Origin of the sequence: Burkholderia sp. AU45251, assembly GCF_030482905.1 — a bacterium.
GTDB lineage: Bacteria > Pseudomonadota > Gammaproteobacteria > Burkholderiales > Burkholderiaceae > Burkholderia > Burkholderia aenigmatica.
In genome coordinates this window covers 90,508-110,280 of record NZ_JAUJQH010000005.1, presented here as the reverse complement: position 1 = coordinate 110,280, position 19,773 = coordinate 90,508, and the positions used below count along the sequence as shown (strand labels likewise).

17 protein-coding genes and 1 pseudogene are annotated in these 19,773 nt (G+C 62.7%); 5 read left to right on the top strand and 13 right to left on the bottom strand.

Annotated features, from left to right (window positions below; genetic code table 11):
• Positions 1–32: 32 nt before the first annotated feature.
• Positions 33–1,157 carry an aminotransferase gene (locus QZM67_RS13920; protein WP_175022327.1) on the bottom strand — a complete coding sequence of 375 codons (1,125 nt, stop codon included), beginning with the start codon at positions 1,155–1,157 and terminating at the stop codon, positions 33–35.
• Between the two features lie 321 nt (positions 1,158–1,478).
• On the opposite strand from QZM67_RS13920, the gene QZM67_RS13915 reads away from it, so the two are divergent.
• Positions 1,479–2,624: a succinylglutamate desuccinylase/aspartoacylase family protein gene (locus QZM67_RS13915; RefSeq protein WP_301803977.1), complete on the top strand. Its 1,146-nt coding sequence runs from the start codon at positions 1,479–1,481 to the stop codon at positions 2,622–2,624.
• 182 nt (positions 2,625–2,806) lie between these two features.
• Here the strand turns inward: QZM67_RS13915 and QZM67_RS13910 are convergent, their stop codons facing one another.
• Positions 2,807–3,511: an SDR family oxidoreductase gene (locus tag QZM67_RS13910; protein ID WP_039354670.1), complete on the bottom strand. Its 705-nt coding sequence runs from the start codon at positions 3,509–3,511 to the stop codon at positions 2,807–2,809.
• 134 nt (positions 3,512–3,645) lie between these two features.
• On the opposite strand from QZM67_RS13910, the gene gcvA reads away from it, so the two are divergent.
• Entirely contained in the window at positions 3,646–4,566 is a 921-nt protein-coding gene (gene gcvA / locus QZM67_RS13905; RefSeq protein WP_301803974.1) for a transcriptional regulator GcvA, read from the top strand.
• Here the strand turns inward: gcvA and QZM67_RS13900 are convergent.
• From QZM67_RS13900 to QZM67_RS13875, 6 genes are all read right to left on the bottom strand, one after another.
• On the bottom strand, positions 4,539–5,135 hold the full coding sequence (locus QZM67_RS13900; RefSeq protein ID WP_301803972.1) for a pyridoxamine 5'-phosphate oxidase family protein: 597 nt from the start codon (positions 5,133–5,135) through the stop codon (positions 4,539–4,541). The genes gcvA and QZM67_RS13900 overlap by 28 nt on opposite strands.
• A 95-nt stretch (positions 5,136–5,230) precedes the next feature.
• Positions 5,231–5,422, bottom strand: coding sequence for a hypothetical protein (locus tag QZM67_RS13895; protein WP_301803970.1), 192 nt, complete (start codon positions 5,420–5,422; stop codon positions 5,231–5,233).
• 12 nt (positions 5,423–5,434) lie between these two features.
• Positions 5,435–6,634, bottom strand: coding sequence for a PLP-dependent aminotransferase family protein (locus QZM67_RS13890; protein ID WP_301803969.1), 1,200 nt, complete (start codon positions 6,632–6,634; stop codon positions 5,435–5,437).
• 303 nt (positions 6,635–6,937) lie between these two features.
• Positions 6,938–7,906, bottom strand: coding sequence for a hypothetical protein (locus tag QZM67_RS13885; protein ID WP_301803968.1), 969 nt, complete (start codon positions 7,904–7,906; stop codon positions 6,938–6,940).
• 107 nt (positions 7,907–8,013) lie between these two features.
• Positions 8,014–9,657 carry a DUF2334 domain-containing protein gene (locus QZM67_RS13880; protein ID WP_175022333.1) on the bottom strand — a complete coding sequence of 548 codons (1,644 nt, stop codon included), beginning with the start codon at positions 9,655–9,657 and terminating at the stop codon, positions 8,014–8,016.
• A gap of 12 nt (positions 9,658–9,669) precedes the next feature.
• Positions 9,670–9,978 carry a hypothetical protein gene (locus QZM67_RS13875; protein WP_301803965.1) on the bottom strand — a complete coding sequence of 103 codons (309 nt, stop codon included), beginning with the start codon at positions 9,976–9,978 and terminating at the stop codon, positions 9,670–9,672.
• Positions 9,979–10,918: 940 nt separating this feature from the next.
• On the opposite strand from QZM67_RS13875, the gene QZM67_RS13870 reads away from it, so the two are divergent.
• Positions 10,919–12,886 carry a glycosyl transferase family protein gene (locus QZM67_RS13870; protein ID WP_301803963.1) on the top strand — a complete coding sequence of 656 codons (1,968 nt, stop codon included), beginning with the start codon at positions 10,919–10,921 and terminating at the stop codon, positions 12,884–12,886.
• Complete coding sequence (locus tag QZM67_RS13865; protein ID WP_175022335.1) at positions 12,883–14,577, top strand: bacteriophage N4 adsorption protein A; 1,695 nt, start codon at positions 12,883–12,885, stop codon at positions 14,575–14,577. Before QZM67_RS13870 ends, QZM67_RS13865 begins: the two co-directional genes overlap by 4 nt.
• 40 nt (positions 14,578–14,617) lie before the next feature.
• On the opposite strand, the gene QZM67_RS13860 is transcribed toward QZM67_RS13865, so the two are convergent.
• Positions 14,618–15,520, bottom strand: coding sequence for a hypothetical protein (locus QZM67_RS13860; protein WP_301803962.1), 903 nt, complete (start codon positions 15,518–15,520; stop codon positions 14,618–14,620).
• A 485-nt stretch (positions 15,521–16,005) separates the two neighbouring features.
• Complete coding sequence (locus QZM67_RS13855) at positions 16,006–16,386, bottom strand: hypothetical protein (RefSeq protein ID WP_301803961.1); 381 nt, start codon at positions 16,384–16,386, stop codon at positions 16,006–16,008.
• Positions 16,387–16,553: 167 nt separating this feature from the next.
• On the opposite strand from QZM67_RS13855, the gene tssF reads away from it, so the two are divergent.
• Positions 16,554–18,443, top strand: a complete 1,890-nt coding sequence (gene tssF, locus QZM67_RS13850; RefSeq protein WP_301803960.1) for a type VI secretion system baseplate subunit TssF — start codon at positions 16,554–16,556, stop codon at positions 18,441–18,443.
• A gap of 54 nt (positions 18,444–18,497) precedes the next feature.
• On the opposite strand, the pseudogene QZM67_RS13845 reads toward tssF, so the two are convergent.
• From QZM67_RS13845 to QZM67_RS13835, 3 genes and pseudogenes are all read right to left on the bottom strand, one after another.
• Positions 18,498–18,746: pseudogene (locus tag QZM67_RS13845) on the bottom strand (PAAR domain-containing protein); the annotation flags it as partial.
• A 35-nt stretch (positions 18,747–18,781) separates the two neighbouring features.
• Positions 18,782–19,519, bottom strand: coding sequence for a putative type VI secretion system effector (locus QZM67_RS13840; RefSeq protein ID WP_301803959.1), 738 nt, complete (start codon positions 19,517–19,519; stop codon positions 18,782–18,784).
• Between the two features lie 8 nt (positions 19,520–19,527).
• Positions 19,528–19,722 (bottom strand): hypothetical protein, encoded by a 195-nt coding sequence (locus QZM67_RS13835; protein ID WP_301803958.1) that lies wholly within the window; start codon positions 19,720–19,722, stop codon positions 19,528–19,530.
• Positions 19,723–19,773: the final 51 nt, after the last annotated feature.

Below are 19,773 nucleotides of genomic sequence, written 5' to 3'. Positions count from 1 at the left end.
CGGCCCACCCGAGCGGCTCGATACCGGCCCCGTCAGCTTGACTTCGTCCGCAGGAAATCCGACACGCGCGCCAGCCCCTGCTCGAGGACATCCCGGTGGTTTGCGTAACCGATCCGGATAGTCCCCTCCATCTCGAGCGCGCTCCCCGGCGTGAACATCACGCCCGTCGCTTCCAGCAATTCGACGCAGAAATCGCGCGACGGCATGTCGTACGCATATTTCAGGAGCGCGGTCGTTCCCGACTTCGGCTTGATCCAGGAAATCGCGGGTTCCCGATCGACCCACGCCGCGAGGATCGCGAGATTGGTGCGGACGATGTCGAGATTGCGCTTCATGATCGCATCGCGGTGTTCGAGCGCCAGGGTGGCGAAGTAGTCGTCGATCATCCCCACGCTGATGGTGTTGTAGTCGCGATGGACGGCGACTGCCCGAATCAGGTCGGTCGGGCCGGCGATCCAGCCGAGACGCAACCCGGCGAGCGAATAGGTCTTCGACATGCTGGCCGTGCTGATGCCCTTTTCGTAGAGGTCCGCGATCGATGCGCTATACCCGCTCCCCTCCTGGTCCGTGCCGCGATACACCTCGTCGCAGAGGACATAGGCGCCGCAACGCCGAGCGATATCCGCGACCTTGCGCAGAAACGCTTCGTCCATCAGCGATCCCGTCGGGTTGTTCGGGTTGTTGATCGCGATGAGTCGCGTTTTTCCGTCGACGAGCGACTCCAGTTCGGCGAGATCCGGCAGGAAGCCGTTCTCTTCGCGCAGCTTCAGGACCTTGACGTTCGCGCCATAGCTTTCCGGAATCGAGTAGTGCTGCTGATAAGTCGGCAGGACCGAGACAACGGTGTCGCCGGGTTCCACGAGCGTTTCGTAGATCAGCGCATTCCCGCCGATGGCGCCGTGCGTCACGATGACGTTTTCCGCCGACTGCTTCGAATACGTGCGAGCGATGGCCTCGCGCAGCCGGGCGGTCCCTTCGATCGCGCCATACGTCAGCTTCATCGGCCGCAGCTCGTCGAGCACCGACTCCTGACGGCCGGTCAGCGTGAGAAGCTGGTCGACGGTCAGCGATTCGACGCACGTTTCCGCAAGGTTGTACGTGCAGTGGTGCTCGTAAAGATCCATCCAGCGCTCGACACCGAATTCCTTGATTTTCATGTCAGTCCGTTCCTTTGATATGGATTGCGCGATCTGCCATCGGCCGCGCGTGTAGACAGCGAGCAGGTGGGCACCTCGTCCGGCACGACATCTCCGCGGCAGGCAGCTTCCGCCTGTTGCCCGAGCGCGAATTCCATGACGACCCGACATCCCTGCGGAACAACCTGGTCAAAGTATCCACTTCCTAAACCAAAATGTCCAGAGTAGACTAGAAAATCTAAATTCAGTCATGAGGCCCGGCGCTTGTCGGGAATCGCCGAACGAGCGTTTCGTCGGCGTCCGCGCTTCCACGGCGCCGCACCCCATTTGAGGAGACTACGCATGACCTATCGACGCATCGAGATTCCCCTGCCGTCGCCCGCGCCGGGTGTGGCGCTCAGCCTGACGGCACACCGGTTCGGCCAGATCGATCACGGCCGCAGCCTCTATTTCCACGCCGGCCTGCATGCGGACGAGCATCCCGGCCTGCTCGTCCTGCAACACATGCTCGCGGCGCTGCACGCGCTCGACCGGGCCGGGCGCATCGACGGTTGCGTCACGGTCGTCCCGTTTTCCAATCCGATCGGCCTGTCGCAGCGGCTCTTCGGCCCTGTCGTCGGGCGATTCGATTTCGAGAACGGCGAGAACTTCAACAGGAACTTCCCGGCACTCGGGCGAGCCGTCGAACAGCGTTTGCGCGAAGACGACGCCGCGAGCCTCACGCGTTCCGAGTGGAAGCGCTTCTTTCGCGGCCTGCTGGACGGCGGCAATGCAATGAGCCCCGCTGCCGCGATGAAGCTTGAATTGACCCGGCTGGCGATCGAGCACGACATCGTCATCGACCTTCATTGCGACACCGATGCCATCGCCCACGTCTACGCGTCGACGCTCCAGCGCGAACGCGCGATCAAGGTGGCGCGATGGATCGACGCCCCGGTCGTGCTGCTGGAACCGGCGCGAGCCGGAGGCGGTGCGTTCGATCAGAGTCATTCCGGCGCATGGGGCGAACTGCAGCGGGCCGGCCTGTTCGATGGCGAGGCCAGCGGCTTTTCCGCGACGATCGAATTGCGCGGGCAGTCGGACGTCAGCGACGCGCTCGCGTCGACCGATGCCGGAAGGTTGCTGCGCTTCGCCGAATCCGAAGGGGTCCTGTCTTTGCCCGACGGGTTCAACGATTGCGCCCGCATCACGTCACCCGAAGCGTTTCCGCTGGAAGGCGCGGCCCATGTCCGCTGCCCTTGCGCCGGCGTGATCGTGTATCGGCGCGCGCCCGGGGAGCGGATTGCCGCGGGCGAGACGTTTGCCGAGATCGTGCGCCTCGACAGCCCCGAGATCAATGCGCGCGTTCCGGTCGTCAGCCCGATCGACGGCGTGATGGTCGTGCGTCAGCTCCAGAAGCTCGTGCGGCCGGGGCAACGCGCGGCACTGATCGCCGGCCACGCGCCGCTCGTCGATCGCGATCCCGGAAATTTGCTGCTGGATTTCTGACCGTTCGTCGCTACGCCGCCCACGCGTCTCACACCCAAACCGACGCATGGAAACACGGGACTTACCGCTTCCCGATCTCTCGCCCGGGACGCTTCAGCGATGACCGGAGGCGGAGCTTCGTGCGCCGTCAGGCAGTGAGTCTCACGGCGAGCGGCCCGCGCGGCCGCTCGCCCGTGTGACGCTCAGAGCGCCTTGACGATTGCGCCGTCGACGCGAATGTTCTGCCCGGTGATGTAGCCCGCCCCGTCGGACAGCAGGAACGCGACCGTCTTCGCGATCTCGCCGGTCTTGCCGAAGCGGCCGGCCGGAATGCGCGCGACGATCTCCGGCGTTTCCGGCCAGCTGTCGATGAAGCCCGGCAGCACCGCGTTCATCCGGATGTTCTCGGCCGCATAGCGTTCCGCGTAAAGACGCGTCCACGCGCTCAGCGCCGCGCGCAGCGCCGACGAAACGGGCATCGGCTGCTCGGGCGCGTCGGCCGCGAAGCTCGAGATGTTGACCACCGCACCGCCGCCCTGCTTCTGGAAGATCGGCGTCACGCGGCGCATCACGCGCACCACGTTCAGCAGGATCAGGTCGAGCCCCGCGTGCCAGTTGTCGTCGGTGATCGCCAGCAGCTCGCCCTTCGGCGGGTGCCCGGTGTTGTTCACGACCGCATCGATGCGGCCGTAGCGCGCGACCGTTTCCTGCACGAGCCGGTCGATGTCGGCCTCTTCCGTCACCGAGCCCTGGATGCCGAACCCGCCCAGCTCCTCGCCGAGCGCCACCGCGCTGCCCGACGGCGACATCAGCGCGACGCGATAGCCCGTCGCCGCCAGTTCGCGCGCGATCGCCGCGCCCATGCCCTTGCCCGCCGCCGTGATCAACGCCACTTTTTCTACAGTCACGATCTGCTCCTCGTTCGGATCCTGCCGCCGCGCAGCCGCCGTTCGGTGCGCCATGGTGGTAATGTAGGCGCATCGATACCGACTGTCGAACCAGTATTTCTGCCTCCAGTCGATAGTTTTTCTACAGCCTGACGATGCCGCCTCGCCCCTCCCGCCTGCCGCCGCTGAATGCGCTTCGCGCGTTCGAAGTCTCCGCGCGGCACCTCAATTTCCGCGCCGCGGCCGACGAGATCGGCGTCACGCAGGGCGCCGTCGCGCAGCAGGTGCGCCACCTCGAGGACGTGCTCGGCCTGAAACTGTTCGAACGCCTGCCGCGCGGCCTCGCGCTGACGCACGACGGCGCCGCCTATTTCTCCGACGTGCAGCGCGCGCTGCACGCGATCGCCGACGCCACCGACAAGCTCGTGAAGCGGCGCGCCGCGCTGACGATCAGCACGACGCCGTCGTTCGCGTCGAAATGGCTGATCCCGCGACTCGCGCAGTTCACCGACGCGCATCCCGACTACGACGTGCGCGTGATCGCCGACCCGCAGCTCGCGACGTTCCGCCACGACGGCGTCGATCTCGCGATTCGCTACGGCAAGCCGCCGTTCGGCAAGCATCTCGCCACGCATGCGCTGTTCCCGCTCGACGTGTGCGCGGTGTGCAGCCCCACGCTGCTGGCCGCGCCCGCGTCGTCGAGCGCGCTCGCGGGCCAGGTGCTGCTGCACGACGCGCACGACCTGTGGCCCGAGTTCCTCGCCGCGATGCCGGAACCCGTCGACATCGATCCGCACAAGGGGCTGCGCTTCAACCAGACGTCGCTCGCGATCGATGCGGCCGTCGCCGGCCAGGGCATCGCGCTCGCGACCGATCCGCTCGTCGAGCGCGACATCGCCGCGGGCAGGCTGTGCAAGCCGTTCGATTTTGCGTTTCCGCTGTCGGTGGGGTTCTATCTCGTGTATCCGGCCGAGCGGCGCGACGACGATGCGATCGCCGTGATGCGCGAGTGGATGATCGCGCAGGCAGTGTCCGACGAACAGCAGGGTCAGGGCGCGATCCAGCGGCCTTCGTAGCCGCCTGCGTGCAGATCGAATACCGCGCGGCGATGGCCGCTGCGCGCGAGTTCGAGCCAGTCGATGCGCGTCGCGGTCACGTGAAGCAGGCAGAAGTTTTCATAACCGTCGCCGGCTGGCTCGGCACGTTGGCTTGCCGGGACATGCGCCGCCTCAGGCGACTCGACCGGCGTACCCGGCGGCAACGGCGCGCGATACAGCAGCAGCGTATGCGGGCGGCTCGATTGCCAGATCGCGCGCCGTTGCGCGTCGTCGTCGCAGATCGATGCACCCCCCTCCACGCGAATCTGCACGAGCGCATCGAGATCGTTGCCGACGAGCGCGATGCGCGGATCGCGGCGCAGCTCCGCGACCTTCTCCGAACGCGCATCGGTATGAAACGACAGCACGCGATCGGCGCGGCTCACTTGGCGCAAGACGATCGTGCGTACCTTCGGCGCGCCGTCGATACCGAGCGTCGCGGCCTGCAGCATCGTGAACGGCGAGCGCTGCGCGCTCACGCCGGATTCGAGGCAGGACCACAGGCGCTCGTAGGTTTGCGCGAGCGATTCGAACATTGAGTCGGGCATGACGAAGCGGCGATCGTGCGGGTGGCGATCGCGCAAGCTTAACCGTTTGCGGCGGCGATGGCACGCGCATGGCGCGCCGGCCGTCGCCGTGCGGCTCAGTTGTAGCCGAGTACGACCGATGCCGCTTCGCCGAGGTCGGCTGCCGGCTCCGCGCCGAAGCGGCCGAGCACGTCGGCCACATACTGCGGCCCCGCGCTGATCTGCGACGAACGGTGCTCAACCGGCCGGTGATCGCCCGCGCCCGGTGCTGCGCCCATCGATACGGTGTCGTTGACGGTGAGTTTCATGTGGATGTCTCCTCAAGCGGCCAGCGCCGCACCATACGCGCGCACGAGGCGCGCAACGCCTTCCCGGATCGCGTCGACGTCCGGTGCGGCAAATGACAGCCGCAGCGAGGACGCGTCGACGTTGTCCGCGAAGAATGCCTTGCCCGGCACGAACACGATCTTGTTCGCGATCGCCTGTTGCAGCAGCACGTCCGACGACACCGCGCCGATCCGCGCCCACACGAACATCCCGCCTTCGGGACGATGGAATTCGATCGCATCGCCGAGGCCGTCGCGCAGTGCGTCGCACATCGCCTCGCATTTGCGCTGGTAGGCAGCCGTGATGCGCGGCAGATGGCGTTCGAGCGCGCCGTCGGCCAGATATTCGGCGGCGGCCGCCTGCGTCCACGGCGTGCTGCACAGATCGACCGTCTGCTTCGCGATCACGCAGCGCCGCGCGATCTCGGCCGGCGCGATCGTCCAGCCCACGCGCAGCCCCGGCGCGACGATCTTCGACAGGCTCGCGAAATGCACGAGCCAGTCGCGTGCGCCGTCCACTTCATCGGTGAGTGCCAGCATCGACGGCACAGCCTCGCCCGCGAACCGCAGGTCGCCGTACGGATCGTCCTCGACGATCAGGAAACGGTATTGCACCGCGAGACGCAGCAGCTTCAGCCGGCGCTCGCGCGTGAGCGTCGCACCCGTCGGGTTTGCGAAGGTCGGCACCGTGTAGAGCAACTTCGGCTGCGCGATTGCGCCGGACGCGAGCTGGTCGCCAAGACGATCGACGTCGAGACCGTCGCCGTCGACCGGAATCGTCACGATGCGCGCCTGCTGCAGACGCATCGCCTGCAGCGTCGCCGGATAGGCCGGCTGCTCGGTCAAAACCACGTCGCCGGGCGACACCATCACGCGCAGCAACAGGTCGAGGCCCTGCTGCGAACCGGTCGTGACGAGCAGTTCGGCCGACGTGCACGCCACCCCACGGCGCGCCATCAGCGCGATCAGCTGCTGCTTCAGGTCGGCGAGGCCGTCGGTCGGGCCATATTGCAGGCAGCGCACGGGCTGCGCGTACGCGCGCTCGGCGGCCGCGTTCAGGCCGTCGACGTCGAACAGGTCGCTGGCCGGATAGCCGCCCGCGAAGGAAATCATGCCCGGTTCGGACAGGTACTTGAACAGTTCGCGGATCGGCGAACCGGCGGGATTCTGGAATGAGGGAGTGAACGCGTACATGTCGTCGTGAGCTGGATGGCGCGGACGGCCGGGATAGCCGCCCGATGCCGGCCACCGCGGCGCTGCTGGCGCCACGGCGGTGAAATCGAGCCACGATTGTCGATAGTCATTAAGGCCGCGGCAAACGATATCTATGCACTAGGTCTTGCGGTTTGGTCATCAAATGGGCCTTGGCCGGGGGATGCGAAACGCGCTGGTTCCCGGCGTCTCGACACCGGATTCCGGGCACGCGTTGCCGGCAGAAAGCCAATCGGGCCGATTGTTTCGCGAAGCGTTCGCCCCGCTTGCCGGGATCGCGCCGACTCAGTGCGCCGGCCCCGCAGGCGCGACCGGCGGCGGCCCGGGCTTCCACGTCGAGAGCGCGCGCGTGAGGTCGTCCGACACATAGTGCGGACCATCGAACAGATAGACCGAATAGCCGCGATACGCCAGCAGTTGCCTGCTCAACTCGTCGGCGCTGGCCGAACGGAACCCGCCGCGCTCGGCGGGCCGGAACGCCTCGGCGATGACCCGCACGCGCCGTTTGCCCAGCTTTGCAACCAGCTCGTCGAGGTAGCTGCGCGCGACATACGGCTCGCGGGCATAGACGCCGCAACCATCCTGGAAGAACACGCCGACGTCCGCAGGCAGCCACGTTGCGAGCCAGTCCGCGAGCGCCTTTCCGCCGATATTGGTCTGGTCGTACACGCTCACCCAGAGCGGACGCGGCAGCCGTTGCAGGACCGCGGCGAGCTTGGGGGCATCCTGCCAGGTCGGATCGATTTCGACCGGGAAGTAGTAGCCGGTGACATGCAGCGGGACGGATGCGTGCGCCACTTCCAGGGACTGGTCGGCGAGCGTCGACAGATGGGTGCGCGCACGCTTTTCGTCCTGGTAGCCGGCCAGGCCCAGGATGACGTTTCTGGCCCACGGCTCACGACCGATACGCTCCCAGTCGGGAAGGTGCGCAGCAGGCTGAATGCGGGTGTTGGGGATGTACGCGGCATCGTCGACGACGGTCCATTGAATCAGCAGATCGCTGATGCCGAGCATCTGCCAGTTGCCGACCGGGTTCGTCGTCGAGTTGTCCACCTGCCAGACGATGCCGTCCGCGTGCACGTCGTGCGCGGTCCAGCTGCAGGCGGCCACGACGAGCGATGCGCCGATGGCCGCAAGCGTTGCCGCCCGGGGCGAACGCGGCGCGGCGGCGAGCAGGCCCGGCCGTGCTGCGAGCCGAAACCGGCCCATGCGCAGACGAATCCTGCGCAAGGCCGGGATCGCGTACGTGGTCATCGCTGGCTCCCCGGGAAGCATGCCTGCGCGTCATCGTAGCCGATCAAATGCAAACGTGCGACCCGCGTTGTCGATGCGGGTCGCACGGGGTTGCCGCTACGGCGCCCTCACTTGGCCGTCGTGCCGTCCACCCACTTGTAGCCGAGATTCGTGATGCCGGTGACGAGACTCTGGAAGTCCCGATACGCCGGCAATCCGAGATCGGGTTCAAGCCAGTACGGATGGAAGAAGAACGATGCGAACCCGTCCCGCACCGCCAGACCATACTGGGCATTGGTCACGATTTGCTGCCACGTGTACGTGATGCACGAGAACGGGTCGATATTGCAGATGTTGTACTGCACGCTGCCCAGGTTCTCCGGAATGATCCGCTGCCCGTAGTAATCGGTGTTGATGATGTACGGGAAAAACTGCCCGGCGGAAAAGTCCTGGTTGGCTGCCCCCGTTCCGATTTGCGGATTGGTCGACGTGTAGTACACGGCCCGCTGGAACGTGGTCGGGAACGTGAGCGCGGTCGCCGACGATGCCGCGGGCGACATCTGGTACTGCGGCGCAGCCCAGCCGACGACCTTGTAGCCGTTGGTCGTGAACTCGAGCAGACCATCGGTCATCCTGCCTTCCGCCCATTGCACGGAGTCCTCATCGACCGGTCGGTTCTGCACGGCGAACCAGAACTCGTAATCGCTGCCGCTCACGGCGTTCTGCAGATTCGGCGTCGAATCGTACTGGTGCGTATATCCGTGCATCACGATCGAGCCGCCACGCGCGAGTGCATAGTTCAGCGCGCTCTTGAGGCCGGTCGCCTGCGCCAGATGGATCGTCTCCGGCACGCCGCCGTTGTAATAACCGTTCGGGTCCGTATACAACGGGATGGTGGCCATCGTGAACGGAATCCGCTTCGAGTACAGGTAATTCGACAGCTGCTGCATCGAGCTCGTCGTCGTGTACGCGTCGAGATCCTCCAGGCGGACGAGCGCACGATGATTCACCGGTGCATTGGTCTTCAGAATGTCGTGCAGGATGTCGCAAATCACCAGGTAGCGATCCGTCGGGCCGATGTAGGAAAACGGCATGTCCGCGAAGTACCAGAGATTGCCCGAGCGCATGACGTAGGGCGTGGTTGCACCGCTCTGGCTGTTCTTGATGGTGACGAGCGCCTGCGCCTTGGTGGCATCGACGATCTGGGTCAGGCCGACGTCCGGATCCGCACTGATGACGCCGGTCGACGCGTCATAGGCGTAGTACTTGACCATCGACAGGTTCTTGTACGTGACCGTGTCGTAGAAGCCGGGATTCGGATTGCTCGCCGACGGCGTCGCGTTCATCCCGGCGAGGCCCTGGAAGCTGAACCCGTAGGTCTGGTTGAACGTGTAGGCCGTGTTCCATGCCAGTTCCCACAGGTTGTACTTGAACCAGACCACCGTCTTCTGGGCGGTCATCACGTCGCTCAGGAACGCCGTCGGAATCGGGTTGTTGTAGTAGTCGCCGATATAGAACGTCGCGTCGTGGCTTCCGATCATGCCGGACGTGTAGTTCTGGATCGGCACCAGGTCGACCGTCGTATTGAAGTGACCCAGCAGGTTCCTCAGCATGATGCTGTACATCAGGCCCAGCTTCGAATACGGATCGTTGGCCGGATTGTCGTACAGCACGAGCGTATGGGCGGTGGTGGCCTGCGCATGCGCGGTGCCCGGCAATGTCATTTGCGCGAGTCCGGCAAGCAGGGCGATGACGAGCAAGATCTTTTTCATGGCCGTTTCTCCCTAGTCACGTTCCACATTGCCATTGGATTTCTTGACGGAATTCTTGCTGAACTTCGGGCGGCCCGTTTCCTTGTATGCCTTGTCCCAATCCTCGTCGGACATCCCTGCTTTCACTTTGACCTGAGCCGAGCCGGTCGGCAGCGGAGGCGGTTTCACCTTCTTCTGGACAGAAGAATTGCCGTTCTGCTGCGCACTCGCATCCTGAACGCCGACGGCGAAGACAAGCGTGGCGATCAATGCGACGAGCGATCCGGCGGTGTTCAACCCGTTTCGAAAAGATTGCTTGCGATGCGAAGGCATGATTTTCATCCTTTGATATGCAAAATAAGTTCATCTCGTTAACGAAACGAGCACGGCGAAGCGCCATCCGGATTCGGGGCGTTATGTCGTGAATTTCTGCTGCGAGATTGAAACCAGACGAATAAATCCGGCAGGAGATGGTTTGACTTTCAAGCTAGAACCGTACCATCCGTCGCAAATGGGCATAGCGCCAAGGTGCCGAAATTGGCGCATCAATTCAGCTCAAAAATTGCCTCGATAAACGTTTCAGGCGTGCAACGCGGCGGTGTCACGAATTTAATCGGACAAACGCGCCAAGCCTGTTCGTACGATTCAGGGAAAACCAGTTGATCGCGGCGCTTCGCAGCGATGCGACGCGGTCATTGCCGCGGACGACATGCATGCGAAATGACGACCGAGGCGCCTGATTTCCGGTTCGACGCCGATCCATCCGGCCGGTCGCGGCAGGAATCGCGCGACGACTTACCGAGGGTGGCCGCCGACGCCCGGCAGAGGGTCTGAAAACGATGTGTCATCCGGTCGATCTACCGCGTGTTTCAGCACTGAAACATTTGGCTCGGATTCGATGGGCCGATCCTGTGCGACGCCCCGTGACGCCCTCAGGCTCAAGGGTCACGCAGCGATGGCGCACGACTTGCTTCATGAGCAGTGGGTTGCGAAGTCGGTGCGCGGGGAGCACTGCGCGTGCGCCGGGTGGGGCGTGGCGGCAAGCGTGTTGAAGCACGCTGGGACGGAAGCAGGCAAGCAGGGACCGGGTTGTCGAAAAGTCATCCACTGAACACGCTGCATCGAGGAAGGTCGCGCCCGGCGCAGCGCCTTTTCGAGCGGCAGGCATTCGCGTGGCACACACCACGGAGTGGACGTGACGGGGGCGGCGAAGACGGGGAACGTTTCGTCTTGCGTCGGTACGAGGGGAAATAATTCAATACAAGATAACAGCGCGGAAAAAATGATGGATAACATGATTTGGAGTGCGTATTTATATGCACTGAACCTTGTCACCATTGTGACCGCAATCGTCATCCTGGTCAGCACACTGGATGACCTCACGCTGGATGCCTGTTACTGGTCATTTGAAATCGGTCGGATCCTGCGCCGCGAAAAATCGCAAACGATCGATATCGGCATGCTGCGCGCGCTGGAAGAACGGCATCTGGCGCTGATGGTGCCGGCCTGGAAAGAATATGACGTGATCGCCAAGATGATCGAAAACACGTTGGCGACCCTCGAATACGAGCGCTACGTGATATTCGTCGGCACCTATCACAACGATGCCGAAACCACGGCCGAGGTCGAACGGATGGTCCGCCGGTATCCGGGCAGGGTCACGCGCGCGACGGTCATGAACGACGGGCCGACCTGCAAGGCGGACTGCCTGAACTGGATCGTCGAAGCCATCCTGCGCTACGAAGCGGTTCATCACATCCAGTTCGCGGGCGTCGTGATGCACGACTGCGAGGATGTCATTCATCCGGTCGAACTCAAGTACCTCAACCACGCGGTAGCGGAGAGCGACCTGGTCCAGCTTCCCGTGCTGTCCTTGCCGCGCAAGTGGAACGAGTTCGTCGCCGGCTGCTACCTCGACGACTTCAGCGAAACGCACCAGAAGGACGTGCCGGTGCGGGCCCGCCTGACCGGCATCGTCCCGGGTGCGGGCGTGGCGTCGTGCTACAGCAGGCGCTCGATCGAAGCGGCGATGAAGGAACGCAACGGCTGCCCGTTCAACACCAGTTCGCTGACCGAGGACTACGACTTCAGCTTTCGGCTGAGGGACCTCGGCATGAAGGAAACCTTCGCCCGCTTTCCGCTTTCGGATATCGCGCGCGACACCGGGGCCGAGCGTGCCAGTGGTAGCAGCAGCGTCGTCAATCGAAACCTGCTGGCCACACGCGAGTACTTTCCCAAGACATTTCGCACCGCCTACCGTCAGCGCGCCCGCTGGATTCTCGGCATCGCCTTTCAGGGCTGGGAGCAACTCGGCTGGAAAGGCAACCTGCTCACCCGCTACATGTTCTTCCACGATCGCAAAGGCATCGTGACGTCACTGTTTTCGGTGATTGCCTATGGCGTGCTGCTCAACTTCCTGTTGCTGGCCGCCCTTCAGAAAGCCGGCCATGCCATCCCTGTCGGCGCCACCGCCCTCGCGGCGAGCCCGTGGGTCGCGCCGCTGCTGTGGGTGAACACCGCCATGCTGTTTGCGCGTGCGGGGCAGCGCTATCACTTCGTCAGCAAGCTGAACGGCCCGGTCCAGGGGCTGCTGTCGATTCCGCGGATGTTCGTCAACAACCTGATCAATTTCTACGCGGTCTGCCGCGCGTGGCGCATCTATCTCGGCCATCTCGCGAGCGGCAAGCCCATCGCGTGGGACAAGACCAGTCATACCTACCTGTCGAACAAGGAACTCGGCAAAGTGCGCCTCAAGATCGGCGAGATTCTCGTCGATTGGGGAGTGGTCACGCTGGAACAATTGCAGGCGAGCCTGGAGAAGCAGCTGATCTGCGGCAAGCGGCTGGGCGAGTTGTTGATCGAAGGTAGCGCGCTCTCGACCGAATCTCTGGCGGATGCAATCGCCGAGCAAGCCGAACTGCCTCGGGTGTGCCTGAGCAACGTCGCGGTGGGCCACTTCGCGGATTCACTGGCATTCGAGCTGCAGTACGCGTATCGCGCCGTCCCGTTTTCAACGGCGGACGACGGCACGTTGAACATCGCGGTCGGACGGCCGCTCACGCCGGACGAACAGGATGTCGTGCGGCGCGGCGCCCGGGCGAAGGTGGCCTATTTCATTGCCTGCGATCTGGAGATTACCGCCGAACTCGCCCGGCACTCGCGCTTCGTCGAACTCGTACGCGCACGCGACGGCGATCCGTCGGCGCAGCAGGACGCTCCCACGAAAAAGCCGTCGGGAGAACAGGCATGAAGCATTCGAGATTCCCGCTCGCGGCCAGCCTCAAGCGCTGCGCACGGTTGAGCGCACTGGCGATCGCCGTGTCGCTGGCCTGGCAGGCGCCGGCATCCGCCGCCCAGCACTTGACGCCCAAAGCCTACCGGCTCGCCGACAGCGCCTACAAGGCGATCAATGCCGGCGACCTGCCCCTCGCGGAAGTGTATGCGTCGCGTGCCATCAAGATTCAACCTGGAAGCGAACAGCTCGGGCTGCTGCTCGTCGATGTCTACAGACGGGAAGGAAAAGTCGACCAAGCGGACGCGATGACCGAATCGCTGATCGTTCGTTTTCCGAAGAGTGCAGCGGTACGCGCACAGCATGGCTACCTGGCGCAGCGGCAGATGCGCTACGACGTTGCCTGCAGCGATTTCGCCGCCGCCGTCGCGACCGGGAAATGGAGCAAGGAACAGCAGCGCAACCTGCGCCTCGCCTGGGCGGACAGCGCGCTCGCGGCGAAGCGTCCGCATGAAGCCGGCATTGCACTGACGCCGCTGGCCGATGAGAAATCGGCCGTGGTGCAGTTGCGTATCGCACAGATGAGCCTGCAGGCAGGCGACCGCGACACCGCGATCCGCATGGCGGACCTGGCAACCAGCGATGCGACGTCCGATGGCGAGCGCAACATGGCCGCGTCGATCGCGGCGCAGGCGCGGCAAGACGATCAGGCCGCTCAGGCGCCAGTGGACAATACCGCGCAACAGAAGCTGCAGGACGCCTACGACCTGCTGCGCGACCACAAGGATCGCGAGGCGCTCGATGCATTCCAGGAAGGATTTTCCGGCGGCGCCGGCAACGCGATGAACTACGCGGACGCGGGCTACGCCGCCAAGCGGATCGGGCTGAACCAGGAGTCTATCGATCTGTTCGAGCACAGCCTCGACGCCGACGAAAACGAACACACGTTCGACGCGCAGCACAAGTTCGGCTATCGGCGGGAAGTCGAGCAGCTTCAGCGCACCTGGGGGTTCGTGCTGAGCGCGCCGTACCAGTCGGCCGCGTTCGGCCCGCAAGGCACCATCAGCGTGTTGCAGCCGGGTATCGAAGTGTATTGGCAGCCGCCGAAGATCGGCTATCAGAACGGCCGCATCTTCCAGTTCTTCGTGCGCGGATACGGCACGGCCTACGACGGGACAGGCAACGTGACCGGCATGCCGACCGTGCAGGGTTCGGTGGGCGCACGCTACAAGCCGCTGCCCGACCAGAACGTCGTGCTGACCGCCGAGCGGCTGTTCCACGTCGGCGCCCTGTCGACGACCGACTGGCTGATGCGCCTGGGTTATTCGTCGGAAGCCGGGACCGACCTGAGGGTGACCGAACCGAGCTGGCGCAGCTGGCAGGCGTATGTCGAGGGCGCGTACTTCATCAGCGCGGGTCGGTACATCATTTATTCGGAGTTGCGTTACGGGCACACCTGGCGCTTGCCGATGATCAGCGATCGGCTGACCATCTACCCGCACGCCGCGGTGGCCGGCGATCACGACAATCGACAGCCGGACAAGACGGCGATCGGCGCCGGGCCGGGCATCCAGTTGCGGTACTGGTTTCGCGAAGGCCGGTATAGCGCGCCGGCAAGCTACCTGGATGTCACGGTGCAATACCGGTTCGGGTTGACGTCAGCGGCACGCGCACGTGGTCTCGTGGTACGCGCGACATTGTGGTTCTAGCCATCGACGCTGACGCTTGATCTTGAACGGCGCTTTTCGCTTAGTTGGGCGACTTGAGCGGAAGGATCGTTTGACGCAACAGCTGGAAGTACGAGCTCGTCGAATACGGGAGCATTTGCTCGACGTAGTTCCACCAGAAGAATCCGCCGATGAAACGCGGATCGGTCATGCTGTTGACCATCGGGTAGTACGTCTTGATCAGGTTCTGCTGCACCGATGCCGGCGCGGCGGTGTCCGAGGTGCCGATTTCGCCGAAGCCGACCTTCGCGTTCGGGAAGATGCCTTCCAGCGCCGCAAAATCGTTCTTCCACGTCGGACTCAGCCCCGGGCAATCCTGGTACGGGTAGTAGCTGAACAGCGCATAGTCGGCCTGCTGGCGGACCGTCGAGGACAGGAAGGTGGTCGGCCACGTCTTCCAGTAATCCTGCGGCTTCTCCCAGCAGTTGTTGCCCTTGCTGTCGTCGTTGTAGTACAGCGTGATGGCCGTCTTGCCGCCGTTCGATTTGACGATCTGGTTGGCCGCGGCAACCATCTGACCGATCTGCTGCTCTTCCGAGTTGACCACGGAGTTCGTGCCGCTCGGGTCAGTACGCAGCCATTCGCCGTTGATTTCGTTCGCGATCTCCCAGACGTCGACCGTGTTCTTCAACTGCGACACCAGTTCCTGCGTCCGTGCCTTGTACGTGGCGAGATCTGTCGGGAAATAGTAAGAATCGTAGACTTCGCCCATCACGTACGCGACTGCGTGCAGGCGCAGCAGCGGTGCGTAGTAGTCGGCGGCAGACGTACCCGGATCGAACACGACACGCACGGTGGGCTTGTACGGCAGGTTCTGCAGCGACGCGACGATCGCGTCCAGCTTGGTCAGGTCGTCGAGGGTCACACCGTAGACGGGATTCTTCAGAGGTTCGACCTGAGCCTCGGCGGGCCGGGATAAGGGCATGAGCCCGGCATAAGCAACGCATGCGGCGATGGCCGTGCGCGAGAGATTTTTCGTCAGTTTTTTCAAAACGCCTTCCATCCAAAAGTAAGAAGAAGCGCGATTTTAGACGAAAATAAAAGCTAATTATCGGACGATATCGAAACTAGCGAACCCCAAAACATCGTTAGGATTGGTATCGAAAGTGAGCACTTCGGGGCGTCGCGACGGGGCTATTGTTACGAGATACTGATCAATTGCACTGCAGCATCGGCGCGGAAGCGCTGGCGCGGGGAGCCGGCGGGCGTTCGACGCGTGCGTATCAGGGTAAAGCCGATGTCCGGGTGGCCGGGGGCAAACGATTGCCAACGCTCGAAGCGGGTGGCCGCCCACCTCGACCGACAAGTGCGCCCCGCGACAGGCGCCGCACGCGACACGGGTGCTCGCCAGGCGACCGGTACCGGAAACCGCCGCGACGAAGGCGCGCGACATGGCTTCGCGCGCACGGCTCAGCCTTTGGCTCGTTGCCAACGATGCATGAGCCAGAACACGAATCCCGCCGCCGCGCCCAGGCATACGAATGCCAGGAACCCCAAAGCGGCCGACAAACCGGCTTTGAAAAGATCGTCATCCCGGATCGACGTATAAATCAAAAAGGTGGCAATCCACGTCAACAATCCAGTAATCCCGCCACACAGACACGATGCGATCACGGAAACGCGCCAGTATTTCACGACCAGCAGATATTGTGGAATGGCAAACACTGCCGTGCCGAAATAGGCGATTGGAATGGAATATTTCAGTGACCCGTGATCGCCGGTGAAATACGACCACAGTAGACCGGGCACGAGGGCCGAGAGCGCAAAGGCAAGAAAAGGTATCTGACGCATCGGTGCAGGCAGCCGTTCGCTGCGGAAAGTCTATTGGAATCAGGCTTGGTCGGTGGACGGCTCGGGAACTTCACTCAATCGCGGCATCGCGGCCCTGCCAGTCGGTCGAGAACACTTCAACGAGCGTCGTCGATTAAGCGGTTATCATAGCGACAGCCGACCTTAGTATGCCTGACACCATTCAGCGCAACCGCCAACCGGCGAACAGACAGTTTTGTCGTCGTGCCGGCTCCTCACTTTACGCGATGGATTACCTGCTTCCGCATTACGAACGAGAACTTGCACTACTACGCCGATCGGTTGCCGCCTTCGCATCACGCTATCCCAAGATTGCCATTCGGCTCGGGATCAGCGGCGACCGTTCCGAAGATCCCCATCTCGAGCGAATGCTGCAGTCGTTCGCGCTCCTCGCGGCGGATATAGACAGTCGGCTCGATGACAGCTATCCGGAGTTTGCCGACGCCCTCCTCGGCATGCTTTACCCCCGGTATCTACGCGCGTTTCCGGCATGCGCGGTCGCCCAGTTCGATGTCTCGGACATGTTCGACAAGATCACCGAGCCGTCCATCGTTCCCCGCGCAACCGAGCTGGTCAGCAAGACCGAAGACTGCCGTTTCCGAACCGTCTATGACGTCACGCTGGCACCCGTACGTATTTCGGATGCGCGCTACACGTCGGCATCGGCCGCCCCGTCCAATGTGGCGCTGCCCCCGAACACGGCTGGCCTGCTCTCCATCACCTTCGAAGTTGCCCGGCCGGACTTCCGCATCGACGCCATGCCCCACCCGTTGCGCATCCACATCAGTGGCGCCAGCGAAGTCGTCAGCGCCACCATGGATGCGATGACGATATACACGGCCGCAGCCTTCGTCGAGGACACGGAACATCGCTGGGAGGCATTGAACGCGCCACCCCTTGCCGCAGTTGGTTACGGTGATTCCGAGAGGCTGATTGACGAAGATGACGGCCCGGCAGCGTTGAGGTTGCTGAGCGAATACTTTGCGTATCCGAAGAAATTCGATTTCGTCGACGTCGATCTCGCGTCGCTCGCGCGTGCGGCGGGCTCCGCGCAACGTCTGACACTCCACCTCGCCATTTCCAGTATTCACCCGGATTCGCCGGCTGCCCAGAGGTTGAAGAATCTGTCGGCCGACCATCTCAGGCTCTTTTGCACGCCAATCGTCAACCTGTTCCAACTCACGTCGCTGTCGCTCAAGCGAGACCCGATCAGCGGCACGTACCCCGTCCGGTCCCAGAATACCGATGCCACCGACGTCGAAATCTGCTCGGTCGACGCAGTCCGCGCCACGACAAACGCATCCCGGGCGAACGTCATTCATCCGTTCACGTCGCTCATGCACGGCAGCTATACCAGACCGGCCGGTCCCTACTGGGTACCCAAACAACGCAACGCGGCTGTTCCATCGGACAAGAAGGAGGCCGCACTCGATTTGGTCGGACTGGACGGACGACCCGCTGCCGACACCGGGATTGAGCAGATCGTGGTAGACGTCACCTGCTCGAATGGCGACCTCCCTCGCACGATGCGATTCGGTGCCGACGATGGCGATCTGGTCAATGAGCAGGGCGCGCTGGTGTCACGCATCGTGATGTTGAGCGCTCCGACGGAGGTCGAACGTTTGCCGCGCGATGGCAATGCGGCATGGCGGTTTATCGCGCTGCTCGCCCCACACTCGATCGAACTGACCCGAGCGGGGCTCTTGGAGCTGAAACGCCTGTTCCGCGAATTCTCCAATCATGCTGCGAGACACGCGAACCTGTTGGATGGGCTGACGAACCTGAGCCATCGCGTCAAGCAGCTCTGGTTGTCGGGAGAACCGATGCCGAGCTTCGTGCGAGGCCTGGAAGTGACGTTGACGGTCGATGAACAGGCATTCGCTGCTGCCAGCCTGAACACGTTCATTGTCGTCATGGACCACTTTTTCGCCATGCACGCGCCGGCGACAAGCTTCGTTCAACTCGTCGTGACGTCTGCTAACAATGGCAGAGAGATTCGACGCTGCGCACCGAGGCCGGGCACGATCCCGCTGACCTGACTTTCCTGCGGCCCAAATCCCGGCGTCATGGCACGTCCGAAATCCGCGCGGATAGGTAAGACTCGAAATCAGATGGCAGCCGCAGGTCGCCCGATGACCGTGCCGCGCAATCGGAACACCGTTGTCGGTCATTGATTCATCGCCCTCGACAATCAGATTCGGCTTGACGTCGGGATGCTGAGGACACGATACCTCGTCGCCCTTGCGGGCAACAAAACGGCCGTCGAAGCGCATCGTCGACGAACCAGTGATCACCTTGCCGCCGTGGTCGGTGTCATCGCCGACACGGATGAGATTCATCATGAGTAAGGCCCAACCTTCGAATGAGCGAACTACGGTTAGTAACGGAAATACAAGACACCCAATGCACCAGGCTCCCCAGGCTGCTTGCTCTTTTTCGTGATCGTGGGCAGATCGATACTCTTGACATCCTTCCAACCAAACCCCGAAAAAATTCCCTCGGCAAGGCGAACGAATTTCATCATCTTCCTACCTATATGGAATGAAATGACGCCAGTAATCATCGTGACGATCACCCCACCCCCCAAAAACAAATTTGAAACACCAAGCCAATCATTCTCGTCACTAAAATACAAAACAATTACAGCAAAAATATTAAAGCACAATAAGAATACTCCCGTCAGACCAATCCACCATCGCACAGTCGCCTTATAGTGCGCATATCGGCCTCGACTGCAATGCGGATGCAGCGCCACGATTCGATCCCTGACACGCCTGATGCCAAATGCATGCCATACCTGATCCAATCGTTCAGCAACAATCTCGACTTCGTCGCCCTCTTTGAACACGGATACCCATACCCAAGCACGAATGCTTTTCCCATCCAGTTCAAATTCAAGCAGATCGGCGTCCTCGGCAGTATCGTCCGCAGACGCGGCCAGCCCGATAGCTACACCGCCAAGACCCGCCAGCCCCGCAGCAACAGCTGTAACTCCCATCCCCGTCCGGTCAGCATCTGTAAACAAAAACGCCTGGGACTGCCTCGTGCTACGAAGATTCCGGATATGCCCCCTCAACAGCTGTGTAGGGGCGGATTGTGCTGTGTCTGCCATCATTAATCCATTCAGTCAGTCGAAAGACCCATTACCTTCAATGCCTTTTCATATTCATCGCTCTGCTTTCCCGCATCCCAAGCCGGATTCACAGGTTTTCGTCCGAATGCACACTTTTCAAGCCATGTCTGCAGCTCATCGTCCGAAAAATACCAAATCAAAAACTGAATAGCGACCACTGCCACGGCGACTTCCCAACCAGTCAAGATCAAAACACCTCGACCGAGGAGCACCCCCCCCCTCGCCAACCGACCGTT

Excerpts from the sequence above, each read along its gene's own strand:
- QZM67_RS13920 (WP_175022327.1), bottom strand. The coding sequence starts at position 1,157 with ATGAAAATCAAGGAATTCGGTGTCGAGCGCTGGATGGATCTTTACGAG.
- QZM67_RS13915 (WP_301803977.1), top strand. The coding sequence starts at position 1,479 with ATGACCTATCGACGCATCGAGATTCCCCTGCCGTCGCCCGCGCCGGGT.
- gcvA (WP_301803974.1), top strand. The coding sequence starts at position 3,646 with ATGCCGCCTCGCCCCTCCCGCCTGCCGCCGCTGAATGCGCTTCGCGCG.
- QZM67_RS13900 (WP_301803972.1), bottom strand. The coding sequence starts at position 5,135 with ATGCCCGACTCAATGTTCGAATCGCTCGCGCAAACCTACGAGCGCCTG.
- QZM67_RS13895 (WP_301803970.1), bottom strand. The coding sequence starts at position 5,422 with ATGAAACTCACCGTCAACGACACCGTATCGATGGGCGCAGCACCGGGC.
- QZM67_RS13890 (WP_301803969.1), bottom strand. The coding sequence starts at position 6,634 with ATGTACGCGTTCACTCCCTCATTCCAGAATCCCGCCGGTTCGCCGATC.
- QZM67_RS13885 (WP_301803968.1), bottom strand. The coding sequence starts at position 7,906 with ATGACCACGTACGCGATCCCGGCCTTGCGCAGGATTCGTCTGCGCATG.
- QZM67_RS13880 (WP_175022333.1), bottom strand. The coding sequence starts at position 9,657 with ATGAAAAAGATCTTGCTCGTCATCGCCCTGCTTGCCGGACTCGCGCAA.
- QZM67_RS13875 (WP_301803965.1), bottom strand. The coding sequence starts at position 9,978 with ATGAAAATCATGCCTTCGCATCGCAAGCAATCTTTTCGAAACGGGTTG.
- QZM67_RS13870 (WP_301803963.1), top strand. The coding sequence starts at position 10,919 with ATGATGGATAACATGATTTGGAGTGCGTATTTATATGCACTGAACCTT.
- QZM67_RS13865 (WP_175022335.1), top strand. The coding sequence starts at position 12,883 with ATGAAGCATTCGAGATTCCCGCTCGCGGCCAGCCTCAAGCGCTGCGCA.
- QZM67_RS13860 (WP_301803962.1), bottom strand. The coding sequence starts at position 15,520 with ATGCCCTTATCCCGGCCCGCCGAGGCTCAGGTCGAACCTCTGAAGAAT.
- QZM67_RS13855 (WP_301803961.1), bottom strand. The coding sequence starts at position 16,386 with ATGCGTCAGATACCTTTTCTTGCCTTTGCGCTCTCGGCCCTCGTGCCC.
- tssF (WP_301803960.1), top strand. The coding sequence starts at position 16,554 with ATGCCTGACACCATTCAGCGCAACCGCCAACCGGCGAACAGACAGTTT.
- QZM67_RS13840 (WP_301803959.1), bottom strand. The coding sequence starts at position 19,519 with ATGATGGCAGACACAGCACAATCCGCCCCTACACAGCTGTTGAGGGGG.